The 24,747-nt window shown below is 34.0% G+C and carries 26 protein-coding genes; 7 read left to right on the top strand and 19 right to left on the bottom strand.

Going from position 1 to position 24,747, the window contains the following annotated elements:
- Positions 1-535 precede the first annotated feature (535 nt).
- The gene (locus AC5LW9_RS06155) at positions 536-2,362 is read right to left on the bottom strand and encodes a DUF3413 domain-containing protein (RefSeq protein ID WP_493456517.1); all 1,827 of its coding nucleotides are present in this window, start codon (positions 2,360-2,362) and stop codon (positions 536-538) included.
- Positions 2,363-2,689: 327 nt separating this feature from the next.
- Between AC5LW9_RS06155 and AC5LW9_RS06150 the strand changes: the two genes are divergently transcribed.
- From AC5LW9_RS06150 to AC5LW9_RS06140, 3 genes are all read left to right on the top strand, one after another.
- Positions 2,690-4,270: an AAA family ATPase gene (locus AC5LW9_RS06150; RefSeq protein WP_370528809.1), complete on the top strand. Its 1,581-nt coding sequence runs from the start codon at positions 2,690-2,692 to the stop codon at positions 4,268-4,270.
- 153 nt (positions 4,271-4,423) lie between these two features.
- A complete protein-coding gene (gene fabA / locus AC5LW9_RS06145) occupies positions 4,424-4,945 on the top strand; it encodes a bifunctional 3-hydroxydecanoyl-ACP dehydratase/trans-2-decenoyl-ACP isomerase (RefSeq protein ID WP_039127647.1) in 522 nt (173 codons plus the stop codon).
- Positions 4,946-5,308: 363 nt separating this feature from the next.
- Complete coding sequence (locus AC5LW9_RS06140) at positions 5,309-5,707, top strand: thermonuclease family protein (protein WP_198228699.1); 399 nt, start codon at positions 5,309-5,311, stop codon at positions 5,705-5,707.
- A gap of 17 nt (positions 5,708-5,724) precedes the next feature.
- Here the strand turns inward: AC5LW9_RS06140 and AC5LW9_RS06135 are convergent, their stop codons facing one another.
- The 4 genes from AC5LW9_RS06135 to AC5LW9_RS06120 form a co-directional block, all read right to left on the bottom strand.
- The gene (locus tag AC5LW9_RS06135) at positions 5,725-5,988 is read right to left on the bottom strand and encodes a DUF5339 domain-containing protein (RefSeq protein ID WP_144093162.1); all 264 of its coding nucleotides are present in this window, start codon (positions 5,986-5,988) and stop codon (positions 5,725-5,727) included.
- A 158-nt stretch (positions 5,989-6,146) separates the two neighbouring features.
- Complete coding sequence (cspE, locus tag AC5LW9_RS06130; protein ID WP_039127656.1) at positions 6,147-6,356, bottom strand: transcription antiterminator/RNA stability regulator CspE; 210 nt, start codon at positions 6,354-6,356, stop codon at positions 6,147-6,149.
- Positions 6,357-6,663: 307 nt separating this feature from the next.
- Positions 6,664-7,473 (bottom strand): pyrroline-5-carboxylate reductase, encoded by an 810-nt coding sequence (proC, locus tag AC5LW9_RS06125; RefSeq protein ID WP_039127658.1) that lies wholly within the window; start codon positions 7,471-7,473, stop codon positions 6,664-6,666.
- 126 nt (positions 7,474-7,599) lie between these two features.
- Positions 7,600-8,544 (bottom strand): type IV pilus twitching motility protein PilT, encoded by a 945-nt coding sequence (locus tag AC5LW9_RS06120; RefSeq protein WP_493456516.1) that lies wholly within the window; start codon positions 8,542-8,544, stop codon positions 7,600-7,602.
- Between the two features lie 36 nt (positions 8,545-8,580).
- Between AC5LW9_RS06120 and AC5LW9_RS06115 the strand changes: the two genes are divergently transcribed.
- Entirely contained in the window at positions 8,581-9,282 is a 702-nt protein-coding gene (locus tag AC5LW9_RS06115) for a YggS family pyridoxal phosphate-dependent enzyme (RefSeq protein WP_493456515.1), read from the top strand.
- A gap of 37 nt (positions 9,283-9,319) precedes the next feature.
- Positions 9,320-9,877, top strand: coding sequence for a YggT family protein (locus AC5LW9_RS06110; RefSeq protein ID WP_065737358.1), 558 nt, complete (start codon positions 9,320-9,322; stop codon positions 9,875-9,877).
- Positions 9,878-9,915: 38 nt separating this feature from the next.
- On the opposite strand, the gene AC5LW9_RS06105 is transcribed toward AC5LW9_RS06110, so the two are convergent.
- The 4 genes from AC5LW9_RS06105 to corA all read right to left on the bottom strand — a co-directional run bounded on the left by AC5LW9_RS06105 (position 9,916) and on the right by corA (position 12,699).
- Entirely contained in the window at positions 9,916-10,338 is a 423-nt protein-coding gene (locus AC5LW9_RS06105; protein WP_065737359.1) for a YcgN family cysteine cluster protein, read from the bottom strand.
- Positions 10,335-10,529, bottom strand: a complete 195-nt coding sequence (locus AC5LW9_RS06100) for a YcgL domain-containing protein (protein ID WP_493456514.1) — start codon at positions 10,527-10,529, stop codon at positions 10,335-10,337. The genes AC5LW9_RS06105 and AC5LW9_RS06100 overlap by 4 nt, the downstream gene beginning before the upstream one ends.
- Before the next feature lie 73 nt (positions 10,530-10,602).
- On the bottom strand, positions 10,603-11,562 hold the full coding sequence (locus AC5LW9_RS06095; protein ID WP_493456513.1) for a glucokinase: 960 nt from the start codon (positions 11,560-11,562) through the stop codon (positions 10,603-10,605).
- 195 nt (positions 11,563-11,757) lie between these two features.
- Positions 11,758-12,699, bottom strand: coding sequence for a magnesium/cobalt transporter CorA (corA, locus tag AC5LW9_RS06090; protein ID WP_039127672.1), 942 nt, complete (start codon positions 12,697-12,699; stop codon positions 11,758-11,760).
- A 218-nt stretch (positions 12,700-12,917) separates the two neighbouring features.
- Here corA and AC5LW9_RS06085 point away from each other — a divergent pair, with 218 nt between their 5' ends.
- Positions 12,918-13,439, top strand: coding sequence for a single-stranded DNA-binding protein (locus AC5LW9_RS06085; RefSeq protein WP_039127675.1), 522 nt, complete (start codon positions 12,918-12,920; stop codon positions 13,437-13,439).
- Between the two features lie 105 nt (positions 13,440-13,544).
- The gene (locus AC5LW9_RS06080) at positions 13,545-14,207 is read left to right on the top strand and encodes a MarC family NAAT transporter (protein WP_039127685.1); all 663 of its coding nucleotides are present in this window, start codon (positions 13,545-13,547) and stop codon (positions 14,205-14,207) included.
- A gap of 18 nt (positions 14,208-14,225) precedes the next feature.
- Here AC5LW9_RS06080 and AC5LW9_RS06075 read toward each other — a convergent pair whose 3' ends face one another.
- The 10 genes from AC5LW9_RS06075 to AC5LW9_RS06030 all read right to left on the bottom strand — a co-directional run bounded on the left by AC5LW9_RS06075 (position 14,226) and on the right by AC5LW9_RS06030 (position 24,688).
- Complete coding sequence (locus AC5LW9_RS06075) at positions 14,226-14,918, bottom strand: DUF2461 domain-containing protein (RefSeq protein WP_198228704.1); 693 nt, start codon at positions 14,916-14,918, stop codon at positions 14,226-14,228.
- A gap of 3 nt (positions 14,919-14,921) precedes the next feature.
- A complete protein-coding gene (gene kdsB / locus AC5LW9_RS06070; RefSeq protein WP_198236845.1) occupies positions 14,922-15,686 on the bottom strand; it encodes a 3-deoxy-manno-octulosonate cytidylyltransferase in 765 nt (254 codons plus the stop codon).
- 21 nt (positions 15,687-15,707) lie between these two features.
- Positions 15,708-15,893, bottom strand: coding sequence for a Trm112 family protein (locus tag AC5LW9_RS06065; protein WP_065737363.1), 186 nt, complete (start codon positions 15,891-15,893; stop codon positions 15,708-15,710).
- A gap of 3 nt (positions 15,894-15,896) precedes the next feature.
- Positions 15,897-16,904, bottom strand: coding sequence for a tetraacyldisaccharide 4'-kinase (gene lpxK / locus AC5LW9_RS06060; protein ID WP_493456512.1), 1,008 nt, complete (start codon positions 16,902-16,904; stop codon positions 15,897-15,899).
- Positions 16,905-17,000: 96 nt separating this feature from the next.
- On the bottom strand, positions 17,001-19,307 hold the full coding sequence (locus AC5LW9_RS06055; protein ID WP_493456511.1) for a DNA internalization-related competence protein ComEC/Rec2: 2,307 nt from the start codon (positions 19,305-19,307) through the stop codon (positions 17,001-17,003).
- A 330-nt stretch (positions 19,308-19,637) separates the two neighbouring features.
- Positions 19,638-19,928, bottom strand: coding sequence for an integration host factor subunit beta (gene ihfB / locus AC5LW9_RS06050; protein ID WP_025315113.1), 291 nt, complete (start codon positions 19,926-19,928; stop codon positions 19,638-19,640).
- Positions 19,929-20,028: 100 nt separating this feature from the next.
- Entirely contained in the window at positions 20,029-21,711 is a 1,683-nt protein-coding gene (gene rpsA, locus AC5LW9_RS06045) for a 30S ribosomal protein S1 (RefSeq protein ID WP_086326142.1), read from the bottom strand.
- Positions 21,712-21,823: 112 nt separating this feature from the next.
- Positions 21,824-22,504, bottom strand: coding sequence for a (d)CMP kinase (gene cmk, locus AC5LW9_RS06040; protein ID WP_493456510.1), 681 nt, complete (start codon positions 22,502-22,504; stop codon positions 21,824-21,826).
- A 1-nt stretch (position 22,505) separates the two neighbouring features.
- The gene (gene aroA, locus AC5LW9_RS06035) at positions 22,506-23,786 is read right to left on the bottom strand and encodes a 3-phosphoshikimate 1-carboxyvinyltransferase (protein ID WP_493456509.1); all 1,281 of its coding nucleotides are present in this window, start codon (positions 23,784-23,786) and stop codon (positions 22,506-22,508) included.
- Between the two features lie 29 nt (positions 23,787-23,815).
- Complete coding sequence (locus AC5LW9_RS06030; protein ID WP_198236851.1) at positions 23,816-24,688, bottom strand: helix-turn-helix domain-containing protein; 873 nt, start codon at positions 24,686-24,688, stop codon at positions 23,816-23,818.
- Positions 24,689-24,747: the final 59 nt, after the last annotated feature.

The raw sequence follows: 24,747 nt of genomic DNA, 5'->3' as shown, positions 1-24,747 counted from the left end.
ACACAACCTCAAATTGGACGGTCAATAATTTTGTAAATTTTTTTTACATTTTGTTAATAAGTTGATAGCTAATATTAAAAATAATTCTTGTGATCATGACGTTATTTGAGTAAATGAATTGAGCTTTTAATTTATAAAATTAATAAAGTTAAAGTTCTCATGAACATCAAAAGCTCTAATTTCAGCCACTTATATCTGATTCATTAATTTTATCAATTAAAAATTCAACAATTTGCTTTAATAAATAATTTTTCTATCTATCAATGCGCATTATTGAGGCTTTAATTGTCAATTTTATCGGTTTTTGAATGAAATTCTTATTCAGAATTTTTGATTGGCTTATTGTTTATTTGTGAAAAAGAACCATAATTAAACGGTTCTTTGTTAATGATTTATATGGATGGATATTAAATATTTTATTTGTGATCTCGTTTTTGACAAAATTAAATCTGAAATTTGAGGAACAATTTTTTTAATAAAGAAGTGATTAATTATTTTTTTACTTAAATAAATCCGTTCTCTTTAATCTAAACTGTTAATTGTCCACTACCATAAAACGTCGATTCTCGGTAACAATTTGTAAAAAGATAGGTAAGCTGATTTTTTCATTTTTCAATTGTTTACCCGTTAAATCATAAACTTTAGAACGACCATATTCATCGATGACAATAGTTTTATCTTTATAAAGTGCGGCAATTTTATTTTCATTACCTGCAATAATCCATTGTTTCGAGATTTGATTAAATAAATTATTACCCTGACTATATTTTTGTGGAGATGTTGTTACATTAAATGCATCTTGCATCAATGTCGGCAATATATCTATTTGTGAGGTAATATGATTAACTTTAAGACTTTCTTTACCTGGCCAAGAAATAATTAATGGTACTTTTAGATATTCTCGATTAAAGTTATTAACATCATTACGTAAAGCTGTTTTTTTAACTTTATCAACTTTTATGTCGTTAGTTCCTGCAATAATAATAATAGTATTATCAAATAGGTTTGACTGTTTTAAATGATCAATTATCGATTTTAAATATTGATCGAGCTTCATCGCATTGGATTCTAATTCAGCTATTGGCATTTTTTTATTTTTGTTACCCAGAGAGTATTGGATAACAGAAAACAATGGCGCATGGTTATTTAACTCATTTTGTTTAGCATACCATGTGATCCAATTATCTGTTGTCTGTTTGTTATTCTTTTTTATAGGATCAGGCAAGGTAAAATTAGACAATAATGCATAACGATAAAGAGGTTCCGAAAATCCTTCTGTTGAAAATAAGCCTAAGTTATAGTGCTGCTGGTTGACTACTTCAAATAAAGTAGATGTTTTATGACTGGTTAAAATACTGTTGTAATAATTTGGATCTAAACCATAAAATAGTGAAAAATCGTTTAAATAAGCTTGATTGCTTGAAGCATAATTATTACCAAAGTAAATATTACTTTTTGCAAAGTCATTTAACCACGGCATATTTTCCGTCAGTAAACTATAGTTCCAACCATCAATAACTATCATAAGCACATTTTTTTTCGATACTTGTGTATCGTCAAAAGTAATGCGATCTAATGGATATTCAATTGCAAGTGCAAACGGATTGCCTTCTTGAGTAATACGATTGCGATAGTCATTTTCTTCTATAAAACCGTAACGTTCAAGAAAATGCCGAGCCGTCAACGGGTAAGAAAGAGGCAAACTTGACCGTTGCATGGTTATTGGCCTATAAAAGTTGGCATCAGCCCAAATATGAATTAAGTGGGAAGAGACAAAACTTAGCATAAAAAGAATGACTATAGGTCTAGCAAAACATTTTCGCTTACTTAAACTGCGTAATTTTTTCCAACTCCATGTTGCAAACAATATTTCTAAAAGTAGAATGAATGGAATAATAATCAGGTTAGTACTTAAAAATGAGGCTTTTTGCGTTGTTAACAGTTGCCAAATCGATAAATTAAGATGCATCCTAAATTGCGTAAACACTTCAATATCAATTAGAAGTAGTGCAATACCCAATGTTGCAATGATTATGGCAATCATTCGTTGCCAACAAGCCGAACGAATAAAAAAGCTTAACGGAAAAAGTAAGATCAGATAAACAATAAATGTTAAAAAACTGAAGTGACCAATTGCGCTAATAATTGCATAAAATCGTCCCATAAAAGTACGAGGCCAATCAGCAATAAATAAATATTGACTTCCCAAAGCAATCACGACAAATACATTAAACAATGTAAACCAATGACCCCAACTGACAATTTGTGTGGTCTGTTCATCTTTGAAGTGGTTACTTTTAAGTTTGAGCATATTTAATCGTTGGTAATGATGAGATGGTAAGTACAAATTAATTTGTGGCATAGTTTACCTGATTTTAAAAAATCTTTCTGTAATTTTTTTATTCGTTAGCATAAAGATTTAGGTAATTTGTTGGCGTTATAATCGATACTTGTTATAATTCTCGGATCTATTTAGCTAACAATAAAGACTATAACTTTGGCAATTACACAACTCAAATCACAACACATCCAACCTGATTTAACAAAAATTTCTGCATTTAATACTCAAGTAGATACAGCCAGATTGGTGTCAGATAAATCAGCCCATTTACTTAAATGGCAACCACGCATTGCTTCGGCTTTATCTTTGTTATGCCCGCATACAAGAGCAAATTATAGTCCGCGATTTATGCTACTAAAAGCGCCTGAAAGTGAGCTTTTATTCTCTTTACTTGAGCAAGCGGTTAAATCCGATTTCTCATCATCAGAATTAGGCTACAGCTATTTTTTCAATGAAAATAAAATCACACTGAATAAAGCAAAAAGTAAACAAGATAATTTTGCCACTCAAAATAGTTGTTTAGCTGTTTCCGCTGTCGATTCTGAAAAGCTTTTTGGATGCGTCAGACAACCTGAAAATGGTCAGATTAAGCTACAAGCAGGTTTAGTTCATCAAATTAATGGTGGCATTTTAATTTTAGGGCTACGCTCATTACTAAGCCAACCAGAGCTTTGGATAAAGTTAAAACAGATGGTCATTAAACAAGAATTTGAATGGTTTTCGTCTGATGAATCACACCCGTTACCCTTGTCAATTCCTAAAATGCCTCTAGATTTACGTGTTATTTTTGTTGGTGATAGATTAAGTTTAGCTGAGTTGCAAGATTTTGAACCAGAGTTTTATGCAACCTCAATCTATACTGAGTTTGAAAATGAATTACCAGTAAAATCAATAGAAGATATTGAACAATGGGTTGATTACTTAAAATTTATTACTGATAAGCAACAGTTGCCTAATATTGATAATTCAGCGATTGGTAAACTTTATAAAGAAGCGACCCGCTATACAGGCGATCAATATTATTTACCCCTTTCAGTAGATTGGATTAATTCTGTTTTGGTGAATGCGACACATTTTTCACAAAATAATGCTATAAATGAATTTGCTGTTACCCAAGCAATAAAACAAAAATCTTGGCATGAAGCTTATTTGCAAGAAAGACTACATGATGAAATCTTTACTAATCAAATTATGATTAACACAAAAGATCAAGTTGTGGGTCAAGTTAATGGATTATCGGTGATTGAATATCCTGGATACCCAAAAGCAATTGGCGAGCCAACACGCTTAAGCTGCCTTATTCATTTTGGGGATGGAGAATTTATTGATATTGAGCGGAAAACTGATTTAGCGGGCAGTATCCATTCTAAAGGCATGATGATTATGCAGGCTTTTATAATGTCTGAATTTGCTATTAATCACCAGCTCCCTTTTTCCACATCATTAGTGTTTGAGCAGTCTTATAATGAAATTGATGGAGATAGTGCATCTCTTGCTGGACTTTGCGCAATAATAAGCGCATTATCAGAGCAAGCCATCGATCAGCAACTTGCAGTCACTGGTTCAGTTGATCAGTTTGGCCATGTGCAATCTATTGGCGGTGTAAATGAAAAAATTGAAGGTTTTTTTGCTGTTTGCAAACATCAAGGCTTAACTGGAAAACAAGGTGTGATTATCCCTGCGACCAATCAACGTCATTTAAGTTTAAATGATGAAGTTATTGAGGCCATTGAAAAAGAGCAGTTTTCAATTTGGACTGTCGAGCATATCGCTGATGCACTTTATCTGCTTACAGGAGTACCTTATAAAGATAATAGTAGCATCAACTTGTACAAACTGATACATGCTCGTATGCAATCAGTATTAATACAAGACAAAAAGCATGATAGCTGGCTTAGTAAATGGCAAAAATATTGCAAAAAACAGTAATACCCAATAAACTTTATCTTAGCATTTGATTGATTGATTGATTAATAAATTAAAATGAAGTGCGTTACTCGCTTTTAGGGTTTTAAAGCATGGCTCTTAATAATTTAATTATATTTGCCATGCATGTAATTACATTAGATAAAAGGTTTTCCTATGACATTTGAACGTAAATCTTCGTATGATAAAGCAGATCTGATTAAATCAGGCAATAGTGAACTATTTGGTCATGATGGTCCTCCATTACCGTCTGATTTAATGTTGATGATGGATCGCGTTATCGAAATGAATGAGGATGGTGGTAATTTTGGTAAAGGTTATGTTGAGGCAGAACTTGATATTAATCCCGATTTATGGTTTTTTAAATGTCATTTCAAAAATGATCCGGTAATGCCTGGTTGTCTTGGACTTGACGCTATGTGGCAATTAGTTGGGTTTTATTTAGGCTGGATTGGCGGTAAAGGTAAAGGTCGCGCTTTAGGTGTAGGCGAAGTTAAATTTAAAGGTCAAATACTTCCAATCAATAAAAAAGTTACTTACAAAATTCATTTCAAACGTGTTATTAACCGTAAATTAATTATGGGTATTGGTGATGGTGAAGTTTTTGTCGATGGTAAATTAATTTACGAAGCAACTGATTTAAAAGTGGGTCTTTTTAAAGATACAAGTGAATTTTAAATTTTTTTGACTTTCTATTCTTATATTTGCTTAAAATATAAGAATAGAATACCGAATTTATTCAGTTAGCTTTATAAGCGATTGTCATACTGGTTATGCTTTACTTATGTAATTTAATAATATTTTTTATTATGTTAGTGTTTTTTTATAAAAAAAAATTTAAAGATAGATTCACAATAATGCAAAACGCCTTGCAGTTTTCAATAAATCATATCGCTAACTCATCACTCTACCCGTCTATTCTTAATAATTAACATTTTTAATTTAGTATAATTTATGATTTTCTTAAAACGTTTTTTTATTTTTATTCTTTTATCTTTTTTTTTAAATAGTTTCGTTTACGCTGATTTCAGTGGCAAAGTAGTGAAAGTTATCGATGGCGATACAGTTGATATATTAACCATCAAGAAGCAAAAAATTCGTGTTCGTCTACTTGATATCGATGCACCAGAAAGCAATCAAGCTTATGGCAATAAGTCGAAGCAATATTTAGCCTCACTTATCGCAGGTAAAAAAGTTTTTGTAAAGTCGAGCAAAAAAGATATTTATAAAAGAACATTAGGCACTATTTTCTTAAATAAGGTAAATATAAATGCCAAAATGGTTGAAAGTGGCTATGCTTGGGCTTATCGTTATAAGGGCGTGGCTAATAATAAATTGATGGTTAAAATTGAAGCAAAGGCTAAGCAAAGCAAAAAAGGACTATGGAAAGATAAAAAACCTATAGCCCCTTGGGATTTTCGACGTAATAATAAACGTTAACTTTTTCTATCGGTATTCTATTTATCGATTTGTTTAAGTAACTCTAAACCTTGAGCACAAGCAGCAACTTGTTTATCTTCCGGCAAAGCAATAATTTCTTGTTTTGCTTGTTCAAGGTTTTGTTTTATTATGTCGAGTATTTCTTGATTAAAGGTATTTTCAGGCATATTTTTATAAATATTTTCTACTTTATCAAAATATACTTTACATGATTCTGGTATATCTGCTGTTGCAACAGAACAGAAACCCAACATTACCACAGTTAATATTAACTTTTTCATTGTTTACCTTTGTGATCTTCTAATAGTTATTAAAATTTTTGTTGAAAATGATACTTTATGATTTCTAGCGGAAAACAAGGTAAGATTTGGAATATAACGTTGATGGGTGATATCTATCTTACCAGTAATAATTTACTGATAAGATAAGCAGATGAAGATTAGATCACAGTAACGTCTGCAGCAGCAGGACCGCGTGGGCTATCTTGAATAGTGAATTCTACTTGTTGACCTTCACCTAGTGTTTTAAATCCGTCACCAGAGATTGCAGAGAAATGTACAAACACATCTTTGCTACCGTCAGCAGGGGAAATAAAACCAAAACCTTTACTTTCGTTGAACCATTTTACTTGACCAGTAATCTTAGACATAATAATCTTCCTATAAATAAATTAATCTCAGCCACTTAAGGCTATACTCATAAAACATAAAACTTAGACTACTTATTAACACTGATAAGAAGAGACTGAAGAAAACCAATACCTGAGTTAAAGTAAACTACAACTACATATATCTAAATGTTACAAAATAAATCCGCATGTCATATGCTGGCAACTATTTACTCATAATTAGTAAACTAATGCAAGCAATCTTTTTATAATAATTGTTAATAATAGTAAAACAAACTAAATCATAATATTACATTAATAACATAACAATATAATTTATTGTGATAAATTAGTTTTCAGCCATTGACTGAGATTTTTTTATTGTTGCTTCTACTGCATCAATAACTGCCGCTCTAAAACCTTTTTCTTCTAGTGCATGGACACCTTCAATAGTTGTACCAGCAGGAGAACAAACCATGTCCTTAAGCTCGCCAGGATGTTTACCTGTTTCAAGCAACAATTTTGCAGATCCCATAACCGCTTGAGCAGCAAATTTATAAGCTTGTTTTCTTGATAATCCGCCTTTAACTGCGCCATCAGCTAAAGCTTCAATGAACATAAAAACAAATGCAGGTGAAGAACCACTTGCACCAATAACCGCATCAATTAAATATTCTGGCACAACTTCAGTTTCACCAATACAATTTAAAAGTTCTTGTACTGTTGTTAACTCCTCATCGGTAACTTCGGTATTGGGTGTGATAGAGCACATAGCGGCGTTAACTAATGCTGGTGTATTTGGCATTACTCGGATAATTTTTTGCTCATAACCAATGCTTTTCGCAATTGTTTTAATTGTCACTCCTGCAGCGATTGAGACAACTATCGTATTCTTTTTTAATTCTTTTTGAATATCACTAAGAACATCAACAATAACATTAGGTTTTACAGCAACAAAAACGATATCTGACTCTCGAGCTACATCTTTTGCTGATGTTAAATTATTCACTCCGTGAGATTTATTTAAATCTTCACCTTTTTCTGGATGAGTATCATAAACATAAATTTGTGTGCCTGGTACAATATTACTCCCTAAAATACCTTGTAATATAGCATTACCCATATTACCTAAACCAATCAAACCGATACGCTGTTCCATTTGTATACTCCTATGAATGTAAGTTAAATTGATTATAGATTATTTTTTTAATAAAACCCAAAATTTATCTTTCTATTAATTCTGACTCTTAAATAAAATCTTTCACAATATAACTTTTAAACTTTATTAAAAACTTTTTGGCATTACTTGCATACCATATTGTTGCCCAGTTTGCATAAGCGATAAAATTTGTTTGACCTTACCTTCATTAATTAAATTACTGATTGCTGGTGTATTAATCAATATTTCAAATAGCGCTTTACGTTCATTATTATGACGTATTAGCTTTTGACTTATGATAGCTTTCAAGCAGTTAGAGAGTTGACTACGAATAAAATCACGACAATTATCTTCAAAGACATCGATAATGCGATTGATACTTTGCACAGCAGAGTTAGTATGCAAAGTTGCAAAAACCAAATGACCTGTTTCTGCGGCAGTCAATGCAGCTTGAATTGATGATTTATTGCGTAACTCACCCAATAAAATTATATCTGGATCTTGCCTTAATAAACTATCAATAGCTTGACCAAAATCGGCTATTTCACGTTGTTGGATTAACGATTTATCATTTTTATAAATATATTCTATAGGATCTTCAAGCGTAATAATATGTTTGGCAATTGTCGTATTAATGTATTGAATCAATGCGGCTAAAGTAGTGGATTTACCACTACCGGTTGCTCCTGTCACAAGGATGATGCCTGATTCATTTTTTACAAGTTCGTTAAAAATAGCGGGAGCACCAATATCAGACAATGTAGGAATACGATGATTAATCACTCGAAACACGGCTGAAATACCACGGTGTTGATAAAAAATATTAACTCTAAATCGCCCTATTTTAGCCAAATCATAAGCAAAATCTATTTGCCTATGTTGCTGTAGAATTTTTTTTTGGGATTCATTCAATAAACCAAATAACGCTATTTCAAGGGTGTTTGGTATTAGTTTATCAGCATTTAAAAACTGTAATTGCCCATTAATACGAACATAAGGCGCTTCACCACTTGAAAGGTGCAAATCCGAAGCATTTTGCGTTACACTAAGAGTCAACAATGAGTTTAACATTAAATTCTACCTATTAATTATCCTTTGGGAATTAACATGAATACAGTACAAGACAATTTACTTAATATTAAAAATGAAATTAAAAAAATTGCTAAAGAATGCGGAAGAGATCCCAATACAATACAACTTATTGCAGTTAGTAAAACCAAACCTGTTGAGCAAATTATGGAAGCAATTAATGCTGGTCAATTAGCTTTTGGTGAAAATTATGTGCAAGAAGGAATTGAAAAGATTCAATATTTCGAAAAGCACATGCCAAATAATGACTTAATATGGCATTTCATAGGTCCATTACAATCAAATAAAAGTAAATTAGTTGCTGAACACTTTGATTGGATGCACACCATTGATCGATTCAAAATAGCACAAAGATTAAGTGATCAACGTCCAAACCATATGGCTAAATTGAATGTATTGATTCAAGTTAATATTAGTCAAGAAGCCAGTAAATCTGGAGTAAAACCTGAAGAGGTTACGGATTTGGTCAAGCAGATTGTTGCCTTACCTAATCTGAATCTACGAGGATTAATGGCAATCCCTGAAATTGAAAATGATTATGATAAACAACTTAATGTATTTACTAAGATGCAACAACTCTTGCATTCATTACAAAAAGATTATCCATTTATGGATACATTATCTATGGGCATGAGTGGTGATATGTCGGCTGCCATTAGTGCAGGTAGTACTATGGTTCGCATTGGTACGGCTATCTTTGGTGCACGGCAGTATTTGTGATATATTGGTTAAATATCTTTATTTTGAGGAATTTTAAATGACATCGATTCTCTTTTTAGGGAAAACTGTATTAACCTTTTGTTTGTATGTTTTGATTTTAAGGTTATGGATGCAACGTGTGCGGGTAAATTTTTATAATCCTTTTACCCAATTTATCGTCAAAATAACGCAACCTATCATAGGTCCATTACGTAAAGTTATTCCGTCAATTGGCCGAATTGATACTGCTACATGGATCCTTTTATATCTATTTGCAGTTATTAAAATTATTTTTGTTTTGTACTTTAACTTAACTAACACTCCAATATTTTCTATTGAATATCTGTTATATGCTGTCGCCGCAATAGTTCATGATGCCGGGAATCTTTTATTTTGGTTATTGCTATTTCGCGCGATTTTAAGTTGGGTAAGTAGAGGGCAATCTGGAGCCGATGAATTACTAGCTCAATTAACTGAACCGTTTATAGCTCCTATCCGTCGTATTGTACCGCCTCTTGGTATAATTGATATCTCGTTCATGATTTTTGTGTTTATTTTAATGTTTTTAAATATGCTCGCTTTTGATATTGTGGGCTATCTATGGATTTTACTTTAAGTTTTTAAAACTAAGAAAGGGAGTAAATGCTCCCTTTTTTAAAGAATATGATCTTCCCAACAAATCACATCTTTTTCATACACAATGCGATTTTTAACTGAAATTTTTAGCTTGTGCATAAGCTTTTTATTTCCCATTATAAGAGGATGCCATTCAGGTAACTGCCCTGTTTCTGAAAAATAACGATAAGTACAGGTTAACGGTAACCATTCAATGGTTAAAAGATTTTCTCGCGTCAATTTAATGCAATCAGGCTCATAGGCAAAACGATTATGATAATGCCTGCATTGGCAAGTTTTAGAATCAAGCAAATTGCATGCAACATTGGTATATAATATTTCGCCAGTATCTTCGTCCTGTAATTTGTTTAAGCAACACTGACCACAACCGTCACAAAGTTGCTCCCACTCATCATCACTCATTTGTTCTAAGGTTTTGTGTTCCCAAAATGGCTCAATCATACTTTGAAATCGTCTTCTTTTAACATTTGTAAGAAAAAACCATCCGTTTTAATTCTTTCTTCTATTTCTTGTGCAGTACCCACCACAAATTGACGTTTACCATCAAGAAGTACTTTCATTACAAACACTGGAGCACCAAAAATAGACATTATTTTTTCCGGAATCACAGAAAAATCATTTTCATTTTCCATGTACAAATAACAATTTTCTTTTTTAGTACTTCGGTAAATATAACACCACATCATAGAATAGAACCTTACTCAATTATTTAAGACTATTTTGTAAATAAACACCTGCGCCAAATAGACCTGGATCTTCATGTGTTATCACATAAACAGGAACTTTTTTGACTAAAAATGACATACGGCCTTTATGTTCAAAAGCCGTTCTAAATGGGGATGCTTTAAAAAATTCAATAAATCGCGGTACGATACCACCAGCAATATAAACACCACCTTGCGTATTAAGCGTTAAAGCTAAATTACCACCAAAACGCCCCATAAAAGTACAAAAATAGGTAAGCGTCTGTAAACAAATTGGGCAACTATTATCTAATGCTTTTTTAACAACAACATCAGGTGTAATATCTTGTTGTGGTTGATTATTAATTTGTAATAAAGCTTGATAAATATTGACAATGCCATTACCGGATAAAAAGCGTTCTGTTGAAACACGACCAAATTTTTTACGTAATTGGGCTAAAATCCGATCTTCATCTTCGCTGGTCATCGGTAATTCAGTATGCCCCCCCTCTCCTGGCAGACTAATCCACCGCTCATTAACTTTGATTAAATGCGATACACCAAGTCCAGTGCCCGCTCCATAAATCGCAATTGGATAATTTAAATCAGGTTCATCACCACCAATTTTTACTAAATCTTGTTTCGTTAATTTAGGAATTGAAGTCGATACAGCCGTAAAATCATTAATTACTTCAAGTTTAGTCAGATTTAATTCTTTAATAAGTTCTGAACGTGAAAATGACAAATGATTATTTGTCATATTGATGATATCTTCATTATCAATTGGACAAGCAATTGCGATGCAAGCCATACTAATTTTGACTGCTTGTGTTTGCAAGTAATCCTTGATTAAATTTAATAAAATATCATTTTTGGAAAGAACAACCTTAGTAACCCCTGACAGTTCGTTAGTTGCTAAATTATAAAGTGCAAATCTGGCATTGGTTCCACCAATATCCGTAACTAGTGCATGTTGATTCATGTTATTCCCTTCTGTAAAAATTAATTCTTTTCTTTAAATAGCAAGCATTACATTTATTTGTTAAAGAAAGTAAAACGGTCAATGTGATTAACTAGTTACATTAAGTTAATTCCCTTAACTGATTATTACTCCAATAAACACTTGTGCTAACTCAGTCAGCAGATAAATATTTTAAATATTGTAAGTAAATAACAATTATAGCCACTTCTTAAGTTTAAAATAAATATAAGGTGCAACCCCTGCAAGTAACATCAATAACAACGAAAATGGATAACCATATTCCCATTTCAATTCTGGCATATTTTCAAAGTTCATACCATAAGCTGATGCCACCACTGTCGGAGGTAAAAATACAACAGACACAACCGAAAATATTTTAATAATTCGGCTTTGCTCAATATTGATGAAGCTAGTTGCTGCTTGCATTAAAAAATTTACTTTCTGAAATAATGATTCATTATGTGGAACAAGTGACTCAATATCGCGAATAACCTCTCGAGCTTGTTCTAATTGATCGGCTGGCATCTTAGCACGGCGTACTACATAATTAACAGCACGTTGACTATCCATTAAACAGAGTCTTACTTTCCATGCAGTGTCTTCAAGTTCGGCTAATGATGTAATTGCTTCATCATAATGTTCTTGAGATGAACGATCCATGATAATTAAGCTTAATTCTTCCAGTTCACTATAAATATTCTCGATTTGGTCAGCTAATTGTTCAACTTTAACTTCAAATAGGTCAAGTAATACTTCATACGGGTTTCCATCGTTCATCCCCTGATAACGTGAGCGCATTCGATACAAACGGAATGCAGGTAAATCACGCTCACGTAAGGTAAACAGTCGACCATTATGTACAGTAAATGCAACCGTCGAGTTACCTGCACGATCTTCTGCATCTTCATAAAAGAAGAATGAGTGCACATGTAAGCCTTCGTTGTCTTCAAAAAAACGGGCTGACGCTTCGATATCATCCAATTCAATACTCGTTGCTAAGTTTTGTCCTAAATGTGTTAAAACAAAATCGCGATCGGCTTCTTCTGGTTCAATTAAATCAATCCATGTCGCATTATTTATATCGTTTTCATTAATTTTTACTAATTGTTTGTTTTTTAATCCAAACGCATTAATCATAAGGACTCCTGTAGTGGGGGAACGTTTTATTACAATACGTTAACAAATGGTAGGCATTATACTCGTTATAGCTACAAATTCCTATGTCTAAGCTAATCTTTCTACACATTTACAAAATGGGATAAAAATTCCATTATTAAATTAAATTCGCTGATATTACTACTGTCTCATGCTACAATACGCCACTTAAATACTTATGCAATTTTTAGGAGTTTATAATGGCAAACCGAGGAATAAATAAAGTCATTTTAGTTGGTAATTTAGGACAAGATCCTGAAGTCCGTTACATGCCAAATGGAAATGCTGTAGCTAATTTTAGTGTAGCAACCTCAGAATCATGGAAAGATAAACAAACTGGTGAAACCCGTGATCGCACTGAATGGCATCGAGTTGTCGTTTTTGGTAAATTAGCCGAAATTGCTGGTGAATACATCAAAAAAGGGACTCAAGTTTATCTTGAAGGGCAGCTACAAACTCGAAAATGGCAAGACCAATCAGGGCAAGATCGTTACACGACAGAAGTAGTCATTAATCCTATCGGTGGAACTTTACAAATTCTAGGCTCACGTGCAAACAATAATGATAGTTATGATGATGGCTCTCAAAATTGGGGGCAAAGTGCCAATAATATTTCATCGGCACCGGCTGCACCATCTCGTCAACCAAATAAAAATGCGCCTGCACCACAACCTAAAGCACCAGAACCACCAATGGATTTTGATGACGACATTCCATTCTAAAACTATCACCTCTGTTATATTTGGGCGTTAATCTGCGCCCTTATATCTTTTTTTGTTTATTTCTATTATACTTAGTTATAATTTTAATGGATTCAAGATATAACTATGTTGGAACTCATACAGACTGTTGGCTTTGGCTTAATTCTCTTTCTCCCATTAACGAACCCATTAACCACCGTTGTTCTTTTATTGGGTCTATCTGGCGATATGACCAATGAAGAACGTAATTACCAATCAAAGTTAACTTGTATTTATGTGTTTTTGATTATGGTTGTTTCATTTTATTGTGGGCAACTAGTGATGAACACTTTTGGAATATCTATTCCCGGATTACGTATTGCCGGAGGAATGATTGTTGGTGTAATAGGTTTTAGAATGCTATTTCCTCAACAACCATCGCATAAAACCGTTGAAGCAGATGCTAAAAAGAAAGAAGTTTCCAATAATATTGCCTTTGTGCCACTGGCTATGCCAAGTACTGCAGGTCCAGGTACCATAGCGATGATCATCAGTATGTCTTCAACAGTTAAAAGTGGTGGCTATGATATTTCAACGTGGGTTGTTTATACCGCGTCGATTTTGGTTCCTTTATCATTATGCATTATTCTTTGGTTTTGTATGCGTAGTGCTGGCAGCATCATGCGATTTATGGGAAAAAGTGGCATCGAAGCCACCTCAAGAATAATGGGATTTTTGTTGGTTTGTGTAGGTACACAATTTATTATTAATGGTATTAAAGAATTAGTGATAAATTTCCCAAATATATAGTTTATCGACAATTAGAATTTATAGTTTTGGGATATTTTTAATCATTTCTACACGCATTAGAAAATCATAAAGTGGAACTAGCTGTTTAAATCCTTTTGCCAATTTTTTAGGTAGTTCACCATTCAGCACATCTTCAATATGGTTGCTTGTTACCATCACAGCTAAATTTCTTCGGTTATACCATGTCGCTATCTTTTCGTCTTGCTCTTTAATTAAAGGGCGTTTATAGCTTTCACCAACCAATTCAAATGGCTTTTTAACGCAGCATGTCATTTCGAGAAATTTATTCGTATCATTAAGAATTTCTTCTCGGAAGATATCCATTGTCTGTTTGGAAGGACAGTAATAACCAAGTCCATATTGATAACTACTTGGACTTATTTCAAAAAAGTAAGCAGGTGCTTCTTTCCAATCACGATTGGGGCGTTTAAAGGTTAGCCACAAACGGCTTCGATAAAGCGATTTGTCATTGGAAAACCGCGTATCACGATGAATACGTGATATTGTTTTACCAATCGCTGGGCGCGTTTCAAACCATTCATCAATTTTAAGCATATCTGGCGTTAGTTGTTCGACCAATAAGCGAAAAGGGTTAACTAAATCGTTATCATAAATTGCTCGGTGCTCTTCAAACCAAGGTTTGCTATTATTGATCCAAGCATCTTGTAGAAAATTAAGCCCTGCTTGCGTAAAACCAGTAAAGTTTGCCATAGCTTACTCCTTAAATAATGCTCTTACTTTTTCTAAATCTTCTTGTGTATCTACACCAATTGCTGGAGATTGTTTTGCAACTGCCACATGAATTTTTTCACCATACCAAAGTACCCGCAATTGTTCTAACATTTCAATCTGCTCAAGTGATGATGGCGCCCAGTTGATATATTGGCGGATAAAACCAGCACGATAAGCATAAATACCGATATGTCGAAGATAAAAATCACCAATGCTTGATTGTTTCAGTAAATCGGTTGATTTAGCAAATCGATCTCGCTCCCAAGGTATCGTTGCACGAGAAAAATACAACGCATAACCATCTTTATCAGTCACAACTTTTACTGCTCCAGGATTAAAGGCCTCTTCAGCTGAATCAATAGGTACAGCTAATGTTGCCATGCCTGTTTTATATTGCACTAGGTTTTTAGCCACCTGATCGATAATAACGGGTGGAATTAATGGTTCATCGCCCTGCACATTAACAATTATTTCATCGTCTGCGAATTGATAACGATTAATCACCTCCGCTAAACGTTCAGTGCCAGAATTATGTTTATCACTAGTAAGAATCACTTCACCCTTATAGGCTTTGACAGCATCAAATACTTGCTGATGATCAGTCGCAATAATTACACGATGGGCTGAGGATTTTTGTGCTTGCTCCATTACGCGCACAATCATTGGTTTACCATGGATATCTGCCAGCGGCTTAGCGGGTAAACGACTTGAAGCATACCTAGCAGGAATAATAACTGAAAATTTCATAACTAAAGCCTTATATCTTTTTTATTCTTCAATAGATTGTGTTTGTTTGATTGGTTGAGCTTCTGATTCAAGCAACACAGGAATCTTATCTTTAATTGCAAAAACAAGATTATCGGCTTGGCAGATTAATTGTTGATGTTCTGCATCATACTGCAATTGTCCATGACATTTAGGGCAAGCAAGCGCACTTAATAGAATTTGTTTCATTTTTTATTCTCTTTGAGATTTGGTTTTATCTAATAATACACAGATCTGATCAATGGCTGGTTTGGGTATCACAGCATCTATAGGCAAATACCACCAATTGGGTTGAGCAAACTGCTGACATTTAACAGCATCTTTTTCAGTCATTAAAAGTGTCTGCTCACCACTAACAACATTATTTAATAATGGTAAGGTAAATTTTTGATGATCAGCAAATGCGACGGTTTTGTTTAAATCAGCCTTCATATTAATCAGCATATCAAAAAATCTTTTCGGATTACTAATACCCGCAACGGCACAAATATTTGATAACGAAGATAACTCTTTTTTTTCTTTGGTGAGTAAATTTATCACATATTTCGGTACTAATTGCATAGTGTAAGTTTTATCAGGATATTGCTGGGTCAAATTATTGATACTATCACCATTTACAATGATTAAATCGACTGATTTTAACCGATTTTGTCTCTCTCTCATTGGGCCGGCTGGCATCCACCAACCATTACCAAATAATCGTTTACCATCCACGACAACAACTTCAATATCTCTTGCTAATGCGTAATGTTGCAAACCATCATCCGTTAAAATTACATCTAATTGATTTTGTTCCAATAATGATTTAACAGCTTGGCATCGATTAGGCGAGACTGCTACAGGGGCATGGGTTCGTTGGTAAATAAGTACGGGTTCATCGCCTGCTTGGTCGGTTGTTGTTGTGTCATCTAAAATAAGCGGATAGTTTTCAGCCTTACCTCCATATCCACGTGAGACAAGACCAACTTTCAATCCTTTTGCCTGTAAAGCTTTAATCAAACTAATAGCCAATGGTGTTTTACCATTACCGCCTACAGATAAATTACCAATAATAATGATTGGTACCGGTGACTGCCAAGATTTGAAAATACCAATTTTATATAAAAAACGACGAACAAACGCAATTAAACCATATAATAGAGAAAATGGTATTAGTAACCAAAATAACCGATTTTTACCATACCAAAGTTTTTCAATCATCACGTTAATATCACTCAATTATGTTTAGTTTTGTTTTTATACCTGTTAGATATAGCATTTACAAGATTAATTGCTTACAGCAAAAGATAAGCTATTTTACTCATAAATCGGTAAACTACCAAACCAATCATGATACCATCTTGGTTTAATTTCACTGCGCATAGTTTTTAATCTCCACTTTTGATTATCAAAAATCAGACTAATTTGCCCGGTTTTCGCGGTAATATAGTAATCTATGTGTAAATCTTGATATCGTGCTATGACTTTATGTGATGGTAACTTCCAAGGATTATATCGAGAAGTTGAAATTAATGCTTTTACTGGTTTAACATGATTTAAAAAAGCATAACTAGATGAAGTACTACTACCATGATGAGGAATTTGCAATATGGTTGATGCTAACTGATTTCGATATTTAGTGACTAATTGATATTCTTGATTGCGCTCTAAATCACCTGTCAAAAGTACAGAAAAATGTCCATCGGTCACCTGAACCACACACGAATCTGCATTTTGAGCATATTTAACTAATTGAGTTGGCCATAGCACATTAACAGACAAACTATTCCATAGAATAGTGTTACCCGCTAAACATTGATAATGGTTATCTAATGCTAAAGATGAACTCATTAGCCAAGCATTAGGATAACGACTTTGCAGTAAATCTAAACCACCTATATGGTCATTATGCTGGTGGCTGATGATAATTCCTTCCAAATTCAAATTATGCCATCGTAAAAAAGGGAGAATAATCCGCTCTGCTGCGGAGTTTTTTTCCCATTTAGCCCCTGTATCAAACAAAATTGCTGATTTACCATTATGAATCACAATTGCTAACCCATGCCCAACATCAAGCATATCTAAACGCCAATAATCCTCCTGCTGTTTAAAAAGGGGTGTGCAAAGTATCATTAAAATGATTAATAAGGTTAACCCAAAACGTCGCCATAATTCGGTACGTACAATAACAAATGCTAGCCAACCGGAAATACTTAAAAGATAAAAATCTGCGGAAATATCAAGCCATACCAGATTTAATTTATCTAAACAAACAAATAACCATTCAAGCGATTTATTAGCGATAAACCAACACCATGAAGCAAGATGAATACAATGACTAACACTAAAGAACAGGGCAAAAATAATCAAGGGCAAAGTCAATAATGTAATAACAGGAATAGCAATTAAGTTTGTTAACAAAGATACCAAACTGATACCTTGAAAGATAATCAATTGAATCGGTAACATTAATAAGATTAAACCAAATTGTAAATGTAACAATCTTATCCAATACCAGCGTTTCTTATTATTTATAACTTTAGGTAGAGGTAGCCAGTCAGATAAAAAAATTAAGCTCGTTACTGCATAACAAGATAGCCAAAAACTTTCTGATAAAATCATTAGCGGATCAAAAAGTAATAATAACGCAACGATACGGTTTAATTTTTGCCAAGCACTGATTTGACTGTTTTTAAAACGTAAATATATCCAAATAGATAATGCTAACATGGCTCGTAATGCAGGAGGATTAAGTCCTGTTAACCATGCATAAAATAGTGCAGCTAGCCATGCTATTATTATTGGGATAAAAAAGTAGATAAAACGCTGAGGAATAAAAAACATCAAAATTTTTAATAAAGTACAACAAAGTCCAAAAACCAATAAAATGTGCATACCTGATATAGCCATTAGATGGGCAACACCTGTTTGCATCATAATAATTCGATGCTCATCAACCATTTGACTACGATCACCAAAAGCTAATGCGAGTAAAATACCTCGATAAGTAAATCGATCAATGTAAGGTAACGAATGATCAGCGATTAGCTGCCGAATACTTAAATTATCTTCAAGTAACTCAGCCTGAATTAATTTTGCTGATAGAAGGCTACGATTAGCTATTGCATAACGTTGGCTATCAAATCCTCCTTCATTTAAATAACTATGTACTACTTTTGTTTTTAAGGTTAATTGCCAAATTTGTCCTGCTTTTGGTTTAATTTGTTGATCCCAATATACCGATATTGTTACCTTAGGATATAAAAAAGATTGAGAATCATCATTGATTGCAATTTTTACATAATAAGGATCGGTTGGTGAAGTGGAAACACGAGTATTTATACTTTCAACTCTTGCTTTTACCACAATCGTTTTATCAATATATGGCTCAATTTTTATTAAATATTGTTTAGAATACGCTACGGACCATAAAAAACTAATAGAAAATACTGTAATAACAGTAATATATTTTTGAAATTTAGATGGAGCAATTAAAATCACAATAATCAATATCAACGTTATCATATACCATTGATCGTCACAGAGCAGTGAAGGTAAAAACATCAATGGCAAACAGCCTAACGAAAATATGATTGCCAATAAATCAAGTGATAATCGTCGCATAAACCTAACAAGATTCATTTTATAGAGCAGTCAACTTATCATATGATTAATTGATCAGAATAATCTATCTTGAAATTTTGAAGTTAGCTTCCAATTTATTAATGAGGTGAGAATAATTTTAGGATAATAAGTTTATTTGATAGTTTATTGTGGAATATTGTTATTTATCAGAGCAACAGTGACGTTGACTTGATAAACCAGCGAATTGCAATCTTAAGAAAAGATTTTTAGTAGTAAGGTAAGTAAATTATTGATGCCAAGATTAAATCGCAGTGAAATAAAAAGCCTTTGATCGAAATCAAAGGCTTTATGAATGATAATATTTAAATATTATGCTTTAGCAGCATTATTTACTCTTTCACGTAACTCTTTACCTGGTTTAAAGTGTGGAATATATTTGTGTTTAACTTCAACATTACCACCAGTTCTAGGATTTCTTGCTTTACGTGGGGCTCGGTAATTCAAACTGAAACTACCAAAACCTCGAATTTCAACACGATCATTACTTTCCATAGCCAACGCGATCTGTTCGATAATATCTCTCACAGCATCATCAACTAGCTGCACAGGAAGGTGCGCCCGCCAGTTGGCTATTTTTTCTGCTAAATCTGATCTGTTCATGGTCACTCCTAATTAATTTTTGCGCGGCATAAAATCAATTCATTTTATACTACAAAAGAAAAAGAGGGCAAGCCCTCTTTACTCTTTACATAAACATTTTTTACTCAGTTTTTGATGCTGCTTTAAATGCTTCCGCCATTGCGTTAGTAAATGATGCATCTTCTTGAGTAGTTGTGTTATTTACCGCTGCAAGTGCTTCTTTTTCGTCAGCTTCATCTTTAGCACGAATTGATAAAGAAATAGCACGAGTTTTACGATCGATATTAACAATCTTAGCTTCAACTTCATCACCAGCTTTTAATGCAGTCGTTGCATCTTCGATACGTTCACGAGAGATATCTTGTGCTTTTAAGTAGCCTTCAATACCTTCTGCGATTTCGATAGTTGCACCTTTAGCATCAACTGCAGTCACAGTACCTTTAACGATTGTGCCTTTTTTGTAGTTAGCTGCAAAGCTACTGAATGGATCGTCTTCAAGTTGTTTAATACCTAAAGAGATACGTTCACGTTCTGCGTCAACTTGTAACACAACCGCTTCGATATCATCACCTTTCTTGTAAGATTTAACTGCTTCTTCGCCAGGCATATTCCAAGAAATATCTGAAAGATGAACTAAACCATCAATACCACCATCTAAACCGATGAAGATACCGAAATCAGTGATTGATTTGATCTTACCGCTAACTTTATCACCTTTATTGTGTGACTCAGCAAATTGTAACCATGGATTTGGTTTACATTGTTTAAGACCTAGAGAGATACGACGACGTTCTTCATCAATTTCAAGAACAACAACTTCAACCACGTCACCTAAGCTAACAACTTTAGATGGGTGAATGTTTTTGTTTGTCCAATCCATTTCAGAAACGTGTACTAAACCTTCAACACCCGTTTCGATTTCAACAAAACAACCGTAATCAGTTAAGTTAGTTACTTTACCAGTTACTTTAGTACCTTCTGGATAACGTTTAGCAATTGATACCCATGGATCTTCGCCTAATTGTTTTAAACCTAGAGATACACGTGAACGATCTTTGTCAAATTTAAGTACTTTAACAAGTAATTCTTGACCCACTTCAACCACTTCGCTTGGATGTTTAACACGTTTCCAAGCCATATCAGTGATATGAAGTAAACCATCAACACCGCCAAGATCAACGAATGCACCATAGTCAGTAAGGTTTTTGATAATACCTTTAACTTCTGAACCTTCTTGTAGATTTTCAAGAAGTTGTTCTCTTTCTGCACTGTTTTCAGATTCAATAACAGCACGACGTGAAACAACTACGTTGTTACGTTTTTGGTCTAATTTGATAACTTTTAATTCGATTTCTCTGTTTTCAATATGAGAAGTATCGCGTAATGGACGAACATCAACAAGCGAACCTGGTAGGAACGCGCGAACGCCATTAAGATCAACCGTAAAGCCACCTTTAACTTTACCATTGATAACACCTAAAACTGTTGCAGCATCTTCAACTGCTTTTTCTAGTGTTAGCCACGCTTCGTGACGTTTAGCTTTTTCACGAGATAAAATTGTTTCGCCAAAGCCATCTTCAATTGAGTCAAGAACGACATCAACTACGTCGCCAACTTGAACTTCTAATTCGCCTTGGGCATTTTTAAACTGCTCTACTGGAATGGCTGATTCAGATTTTAAACCAGCATCAACTAAAACAACATCTTTGTCGATTGCAACGACAGTACCACGGATCATATTACCAGAACGAGTGTCTAGTTGATTTAAAGACTCTTCAAAGAGTTGAGCAAAAGATTCAGTCATATTTATATACTTTAAGTTAAAATTAACGTCCACATTACATCATGTCTTGTGGGGTTGTTGGTGATACTCCATACATCCTTATATTGGAGCGAGTTCCACGCTGTAAGCAAACTTACAACGCAAGTTCTTTATTTATATACTTAATAGATTGATTGAAAACATCTTGAATAGATAGGGATGTGGTATCAATTATTAAAGCATCATCCGCAGGCTTAAGTGGCGCAACAGTTCGATTTCGATCGCGCTCATCACGCGCAGTTATCTCCTGCAAAATTTCGGCGAATTTAACATGATTTTGCCTATCTTGCAACTGTTTCATTCTTCTTTCTGCGCGGGACTCTGCACTGGCATCCAGAAATATCTTAACTGGCGCATCTTTAAACACTACAGTACCCATATCTCGACCGTCAGCAATCAGTCCCGGTGCTTGTCTAAAGTCTCGTTGGCGTTGTAATAAAGCAGTTCGAACACTATTTATTGCAGCAACTTTTGAGGCAGCGCCCCCTGTAAGTTCTGTGCGAATATCTTTTGACACATCAACATTATTTAACAAAATTTTTACTTCAATGCCTGTCGTATCAAATGTCAATGGTAAATTAAGCGCTAATTGGGCAAGCTTTTGTTCGTCATCAAGAGCAATATTTTGGTTAAGCGCCGAAAGTGCAAGCACACGATAAATTGCTCCAGAATCCAAAAGATGCCATTTAAAATGATTTGCCAATGCTTGACATAATGTGCCCTTACCAACACCACTTGGCCCATCAACTGCAATAACAGGAACAGATTTATTCATTTTATTCTACACTTAATCGTTTAAATTGTTCAAAATAATCAGGAAAAGTTTTCATTGTACATTTAGGATCTAATATGGTTACTGGCGTATCAGATAATGCAACTAATGAAAAACACATTGCAATGCGGTGATCGTTATAAGTTTTTATCTCAGCATGAGTTAATTTAGCAGGTGGTTCGATAGTAATATAGTCTTTACCCTCTTCAACCGTAGCACCAACTTTTCTTAATTCAGTTGCCATCGCATATAAACGATCGGTTTCTTTAACTCGCCAATTATAAATATTGCGAATTGTTGTTGGTCCTTTCGCAAACAGTGCCGTTGTTGCAATAGTCATTGCTGCATCAGGAATATGATTCATATCCATATCAATGCCATTTAACTCACAACGAGTGCATTCAATATAGTCATCAGCCCAAGTAATTTTAGCGCCCATTTTTTCAAGTACATGGGCAAATTGAGTATCGCCTTGTAAACTCTTTTTACCAATACCTGTAACACGCACCGTACCGCCTTTAATTGCAGCAGCGGCTAAAAAATAAGAGGCTGACGAAGCATCGCCTTCGACTAAATAGCTAACCGGAGATTGATAACTTTGGTTAGCTTTAATTGTAAATTTTTGATAATGATGATTGGTCACTGTGACACCAAAAATTGCCATCATCTTAATGGTAATATCAATATAAGGCTTAGAAACTAAATCCCCGACTATCGTGATTTCAGTATCATTTGGCGCCAATGGTGAAGCCATTAATAAAGCGGTTAAAAATTGGCTAGAAACCGAACCATCAACCTGAATATTACCACCAGTAAAACCGCCTTGAATATGAAGTGGTGGATAACCTTCATTTTCAAGATAATCAATTTTAGCACCACCTTGACGGAGCGAATCAACTAAATGACCAATTGGACGCTCTTTCATGCGTGGCTCACCCGTTAGTACAATATTATTATTGCCTAAAGATAGAGCCGCAGCGAGTGGTCGCATTGCTGTACCTGCATTTCCAAGAAAAAGTTCTAAGGCATGCGTCGAATGTAACATACCGCCTACACCTTCAACATCACAAATGGTTCGATCATGCGATAACTGATATTTCACCCCCAAAGCCGCCAAAGCATCAAGCATGTAGCGAACATCGTCACTATCAAGTAAGTTGGTTAAACGTGTATTCCCCTTACTTAGAGCGGATAATAGTAATGCACGATTAGACACACTTTTAGAACCGGGTAAATTAATGGTGCCGTTAAATTTTTTTATTGGTTGTAATGTTAGGGATAACATAATGGCTCTCTTAAATATTTTTTTATTCTTTAGAATTTATCTAATGTTGTTTTTAGCAAATCAATTGCATGCTCATCTTTGGCACTATTTTGCCATAATTTATCAAATAAGGAACGATGATGTTTAATGGCATCATGCGAAGAAGTAATTGAAGCAATACCCGTCGTTACATTTGGCAATTCACCCAAACGAAAAGGACTCATTGCAAGTGAAATTGGCTCACCATTTTGATAAAAAATTTGAAAAGCAATTGATGGAATAGCTTCTTGTGTGATAGCAATGGTTGGCGCATAAGATTGTTGCTCAATGAGTTCAATCAAATGATAAACTTCTTTACGAGCAAGCAGCATTCTTTCAGACTTTTTACCTGGCGAAATAGTTAAGTTGCCTACTAAACCGATATGTAAAAAACGCTCAACATTACGTAAGCTAATTAAATTAATAACCTTAGGAATTGATTGGTGAAACTGTGTTTTACGGTGTCTTAAAATTGACAAAATCATTGCATATTTTTGCGGATCGATTGACTCGCTAGACTCTGCTAGCATCATAGCTAAATGGTTAAGATAGTTTGGTGAAGTTAATAAAAATGAGAAAGGATCGAAATGAGAATAAATATGAGTTGATTGCTCTTCAAGTTGTCGCATTCTTTCAAAAAATCCTTCACCACTTGAATAATATTCAGTATCGATTCCAAGTAAACTCGCAAAAGAAGTATTGAGTAAAGAGGCCAACCGCTCTAAAGTTTCTATTTTAACAATTTCACCTTTCTCTAATCGATAGACAGCTGCTCGTGAAATTTTAAGATTTTTTGCAACATCTTCCGCTTTTAGCGAAGCCGCAATTCGATATGCGCGCAATCGCTGACCTATAGCACAATAATCAATCGTTCCAGTAATCATAATACACTCAAAACATTGGGATTTTGGCAGTGTATCACATGGTGATAACAATGCCAATT

The sequence above is a fragment of the Gilliamella sp. LMG 34360 genome, assembly GCF_984568995.1.
Note: the sequence above shows the minus strand (reverse complement) of the source record. Positions and strands in the feature narration are given on the sequence as shown.

Excerpts from the sequence above, each read along its gene's own strand:
- fabA (WP_039127647.1), top strand. The coding sequence starts at position 4,424 with ATGACATTTGAACGTAAATCTTCGTATGATAAAGCAGATCTGATTAAA.
- cmk (WP_493456510.1), bottom strand. The coding sequence starts at position 22,504 with ATGAATAAATCTGTTCCTGTTATTGCAGTTGATGGGCCAAGTGGTGTT.
- AC5LW9_RS06075 (WP_198228704.1), bottom strand. The coding sequence starts at position 14,918 with ATGGCAAACTTTACTGGTTTTACGCAAGCAGGGCTTAATTTTCTACAA.
- ihfB (WP_025315113.1), bottom strand. The coding sequence starts at position 19,928 with ATGAACAGATCAGATTTAGCAGAAAAAATAGCCAACTGGCGGGCGCAC.
- cspE (WP_039127656.1), bottom strand. The coding sequence starts at position 6,356 with ATGTCTAAGATTACTGGTCAAGTAAAATGGTTCAACGAAAGTAAAGGT.
- AC5LW9_RS06100 (WP_493456514.1), bottom strand. The coding sequence starts at position 10,529 with ATGGAAAATGAAAATGATTTTTCTGTGATTCCGGAAAAAATAATGTCT.
- AC5LW9_RS06115 (WP_493456515.1), top strand. The coding sequence starts at position 8,581 with ATGAATACAGTACAAGACAATTTACTTAATATTAAAAATGAAATTAAA.
- kdsB (WP_198236845.1), bottom strand. The coding sequence starts at position 15,686 with ATGAAATTTTCAGTTATTATTCCTGCTAGGTATGCTTCAAGTCGTTTA.
- AC5LW9_RS06080 (WP_039127685.1), top strand. The coding sequence starts at position 13,545 with ATGTTGGAACTCATACAGACTGTTGGCTTTGGCTTAATTCTCTTTCTC.
- AC5LW9_RS06105 (WP_065737359.1), bottom strand. The coding sequence starts at position 10,338 with ATGATTGAGCCATTTTGGGAACACAAAACCTTAGAACAAATGAGTGAT.
- proC (WP_039127658.1), bottom strand. The coding sequence starts at position 7,473 with ATGGAACAGCGTATCGGTTTGATTGGTTTAGGTAATATGGGTAATGCT.
- AC5LW9_RS06120 (WP_493456516.1), bottom strand. The coding sequence starts at position 8,544 with ATGTTAAACTCATTGTTGACTCTTAGTGTAACGCAAAATGCTTCGGAT.
- AC5LW9_RS06030 (WP_198236851.1), bottom strand. The coding sequence starts at position 24,688 with ATGATTACTGGAACGATTGATTATTGTGCTATAGGTCAGCGATTGCGC.
- AC5LW9_RS06135 (WP_144093162.1), bottom strand. The coding sequence starts at position 5,988 with ATGAAAAAGTTAATATTAACTGTGGTAATGTTGGGTTTCTGTTCTGTT.
- aroA (WP_493456509.1), bottom strand. The coding sequence starts at position 23,786 with ATGTTATCCCTAACATTACAACCAATAAAAAAATTTAACGGCACCATT.
- AC5LW9_RS06155 (WP_493456517.1), bottom strand. The coding sequence starts at position 2,362 with ATGCCACAAATTAATTTGTACTTACCATCTCATCATTACCAACGATTA.
- AC5LW9_RS06110 (WP_065737358.1), top strand. The coding sequence starts at position 9,320 with ATGACATCGATTCTCTTTTTAGGGAAAACTGTATTAACCTTTTGTTTG.
- AC5LW9_RS06055 (WP_493456511.1), bottom strand. The coding sequence starts at position 19,307 with ATGCGACGATTATCACTTGATTTATTGGCAATCATATTTTCGTTAGGC.
- AC5LW9_RS06085 (WP_039127675.1), top strand. The coding sequence starts at position 12,918 with ATGGCAAACCGAGGAATAAATAAAGTCATTTTAGTTGGTAATTTAGGA.
- AC5LW9_RS06095 (WP_493456513.1), bottom strand. The coding sequence starts at position 11,562 with ATGAATCAACATGCACTAGTTACGGATATTGGTGGAACCAATGCCAGA.
- lpxK (WP_493456512.1), bottom strand. The coding sequence starts at position 16,904 with ATGATTGAAAAACTTTGGTATGGTAAAAATCGGTTATTTTGGTTACTA.
- AC5LW9_RS06065 (WP_065737363.1), bottom strand. The coding sequence starts at position 15,893 with ATGAAACAAATTCTATTAAGTGCGCTTGCTTGCCCTAAATGTCATGGA.
- rpsA (WP_086326142.1), bottom strand. The coding sequence starts at position 21,711 with ATGACTGAATCTTTTGCTCAACTCTTTGAAGAGTCTTTAAATCAACTA.
- AC5LW9_RS06150 (WP_370528809.1), top strand. The coding sequence starts at position 2,690 with ATGCTACTAAAAGCGCCTGAAAGTGAGCTTTTATTCTCTTTACTTGAG.
- corA (WP_039127672.1), bottom strand. The coding sequence starts at position 12,699 with ATGATTAATGCGTTTGGATTAAAAAACAAACAATTAGTAAAAATTAAT.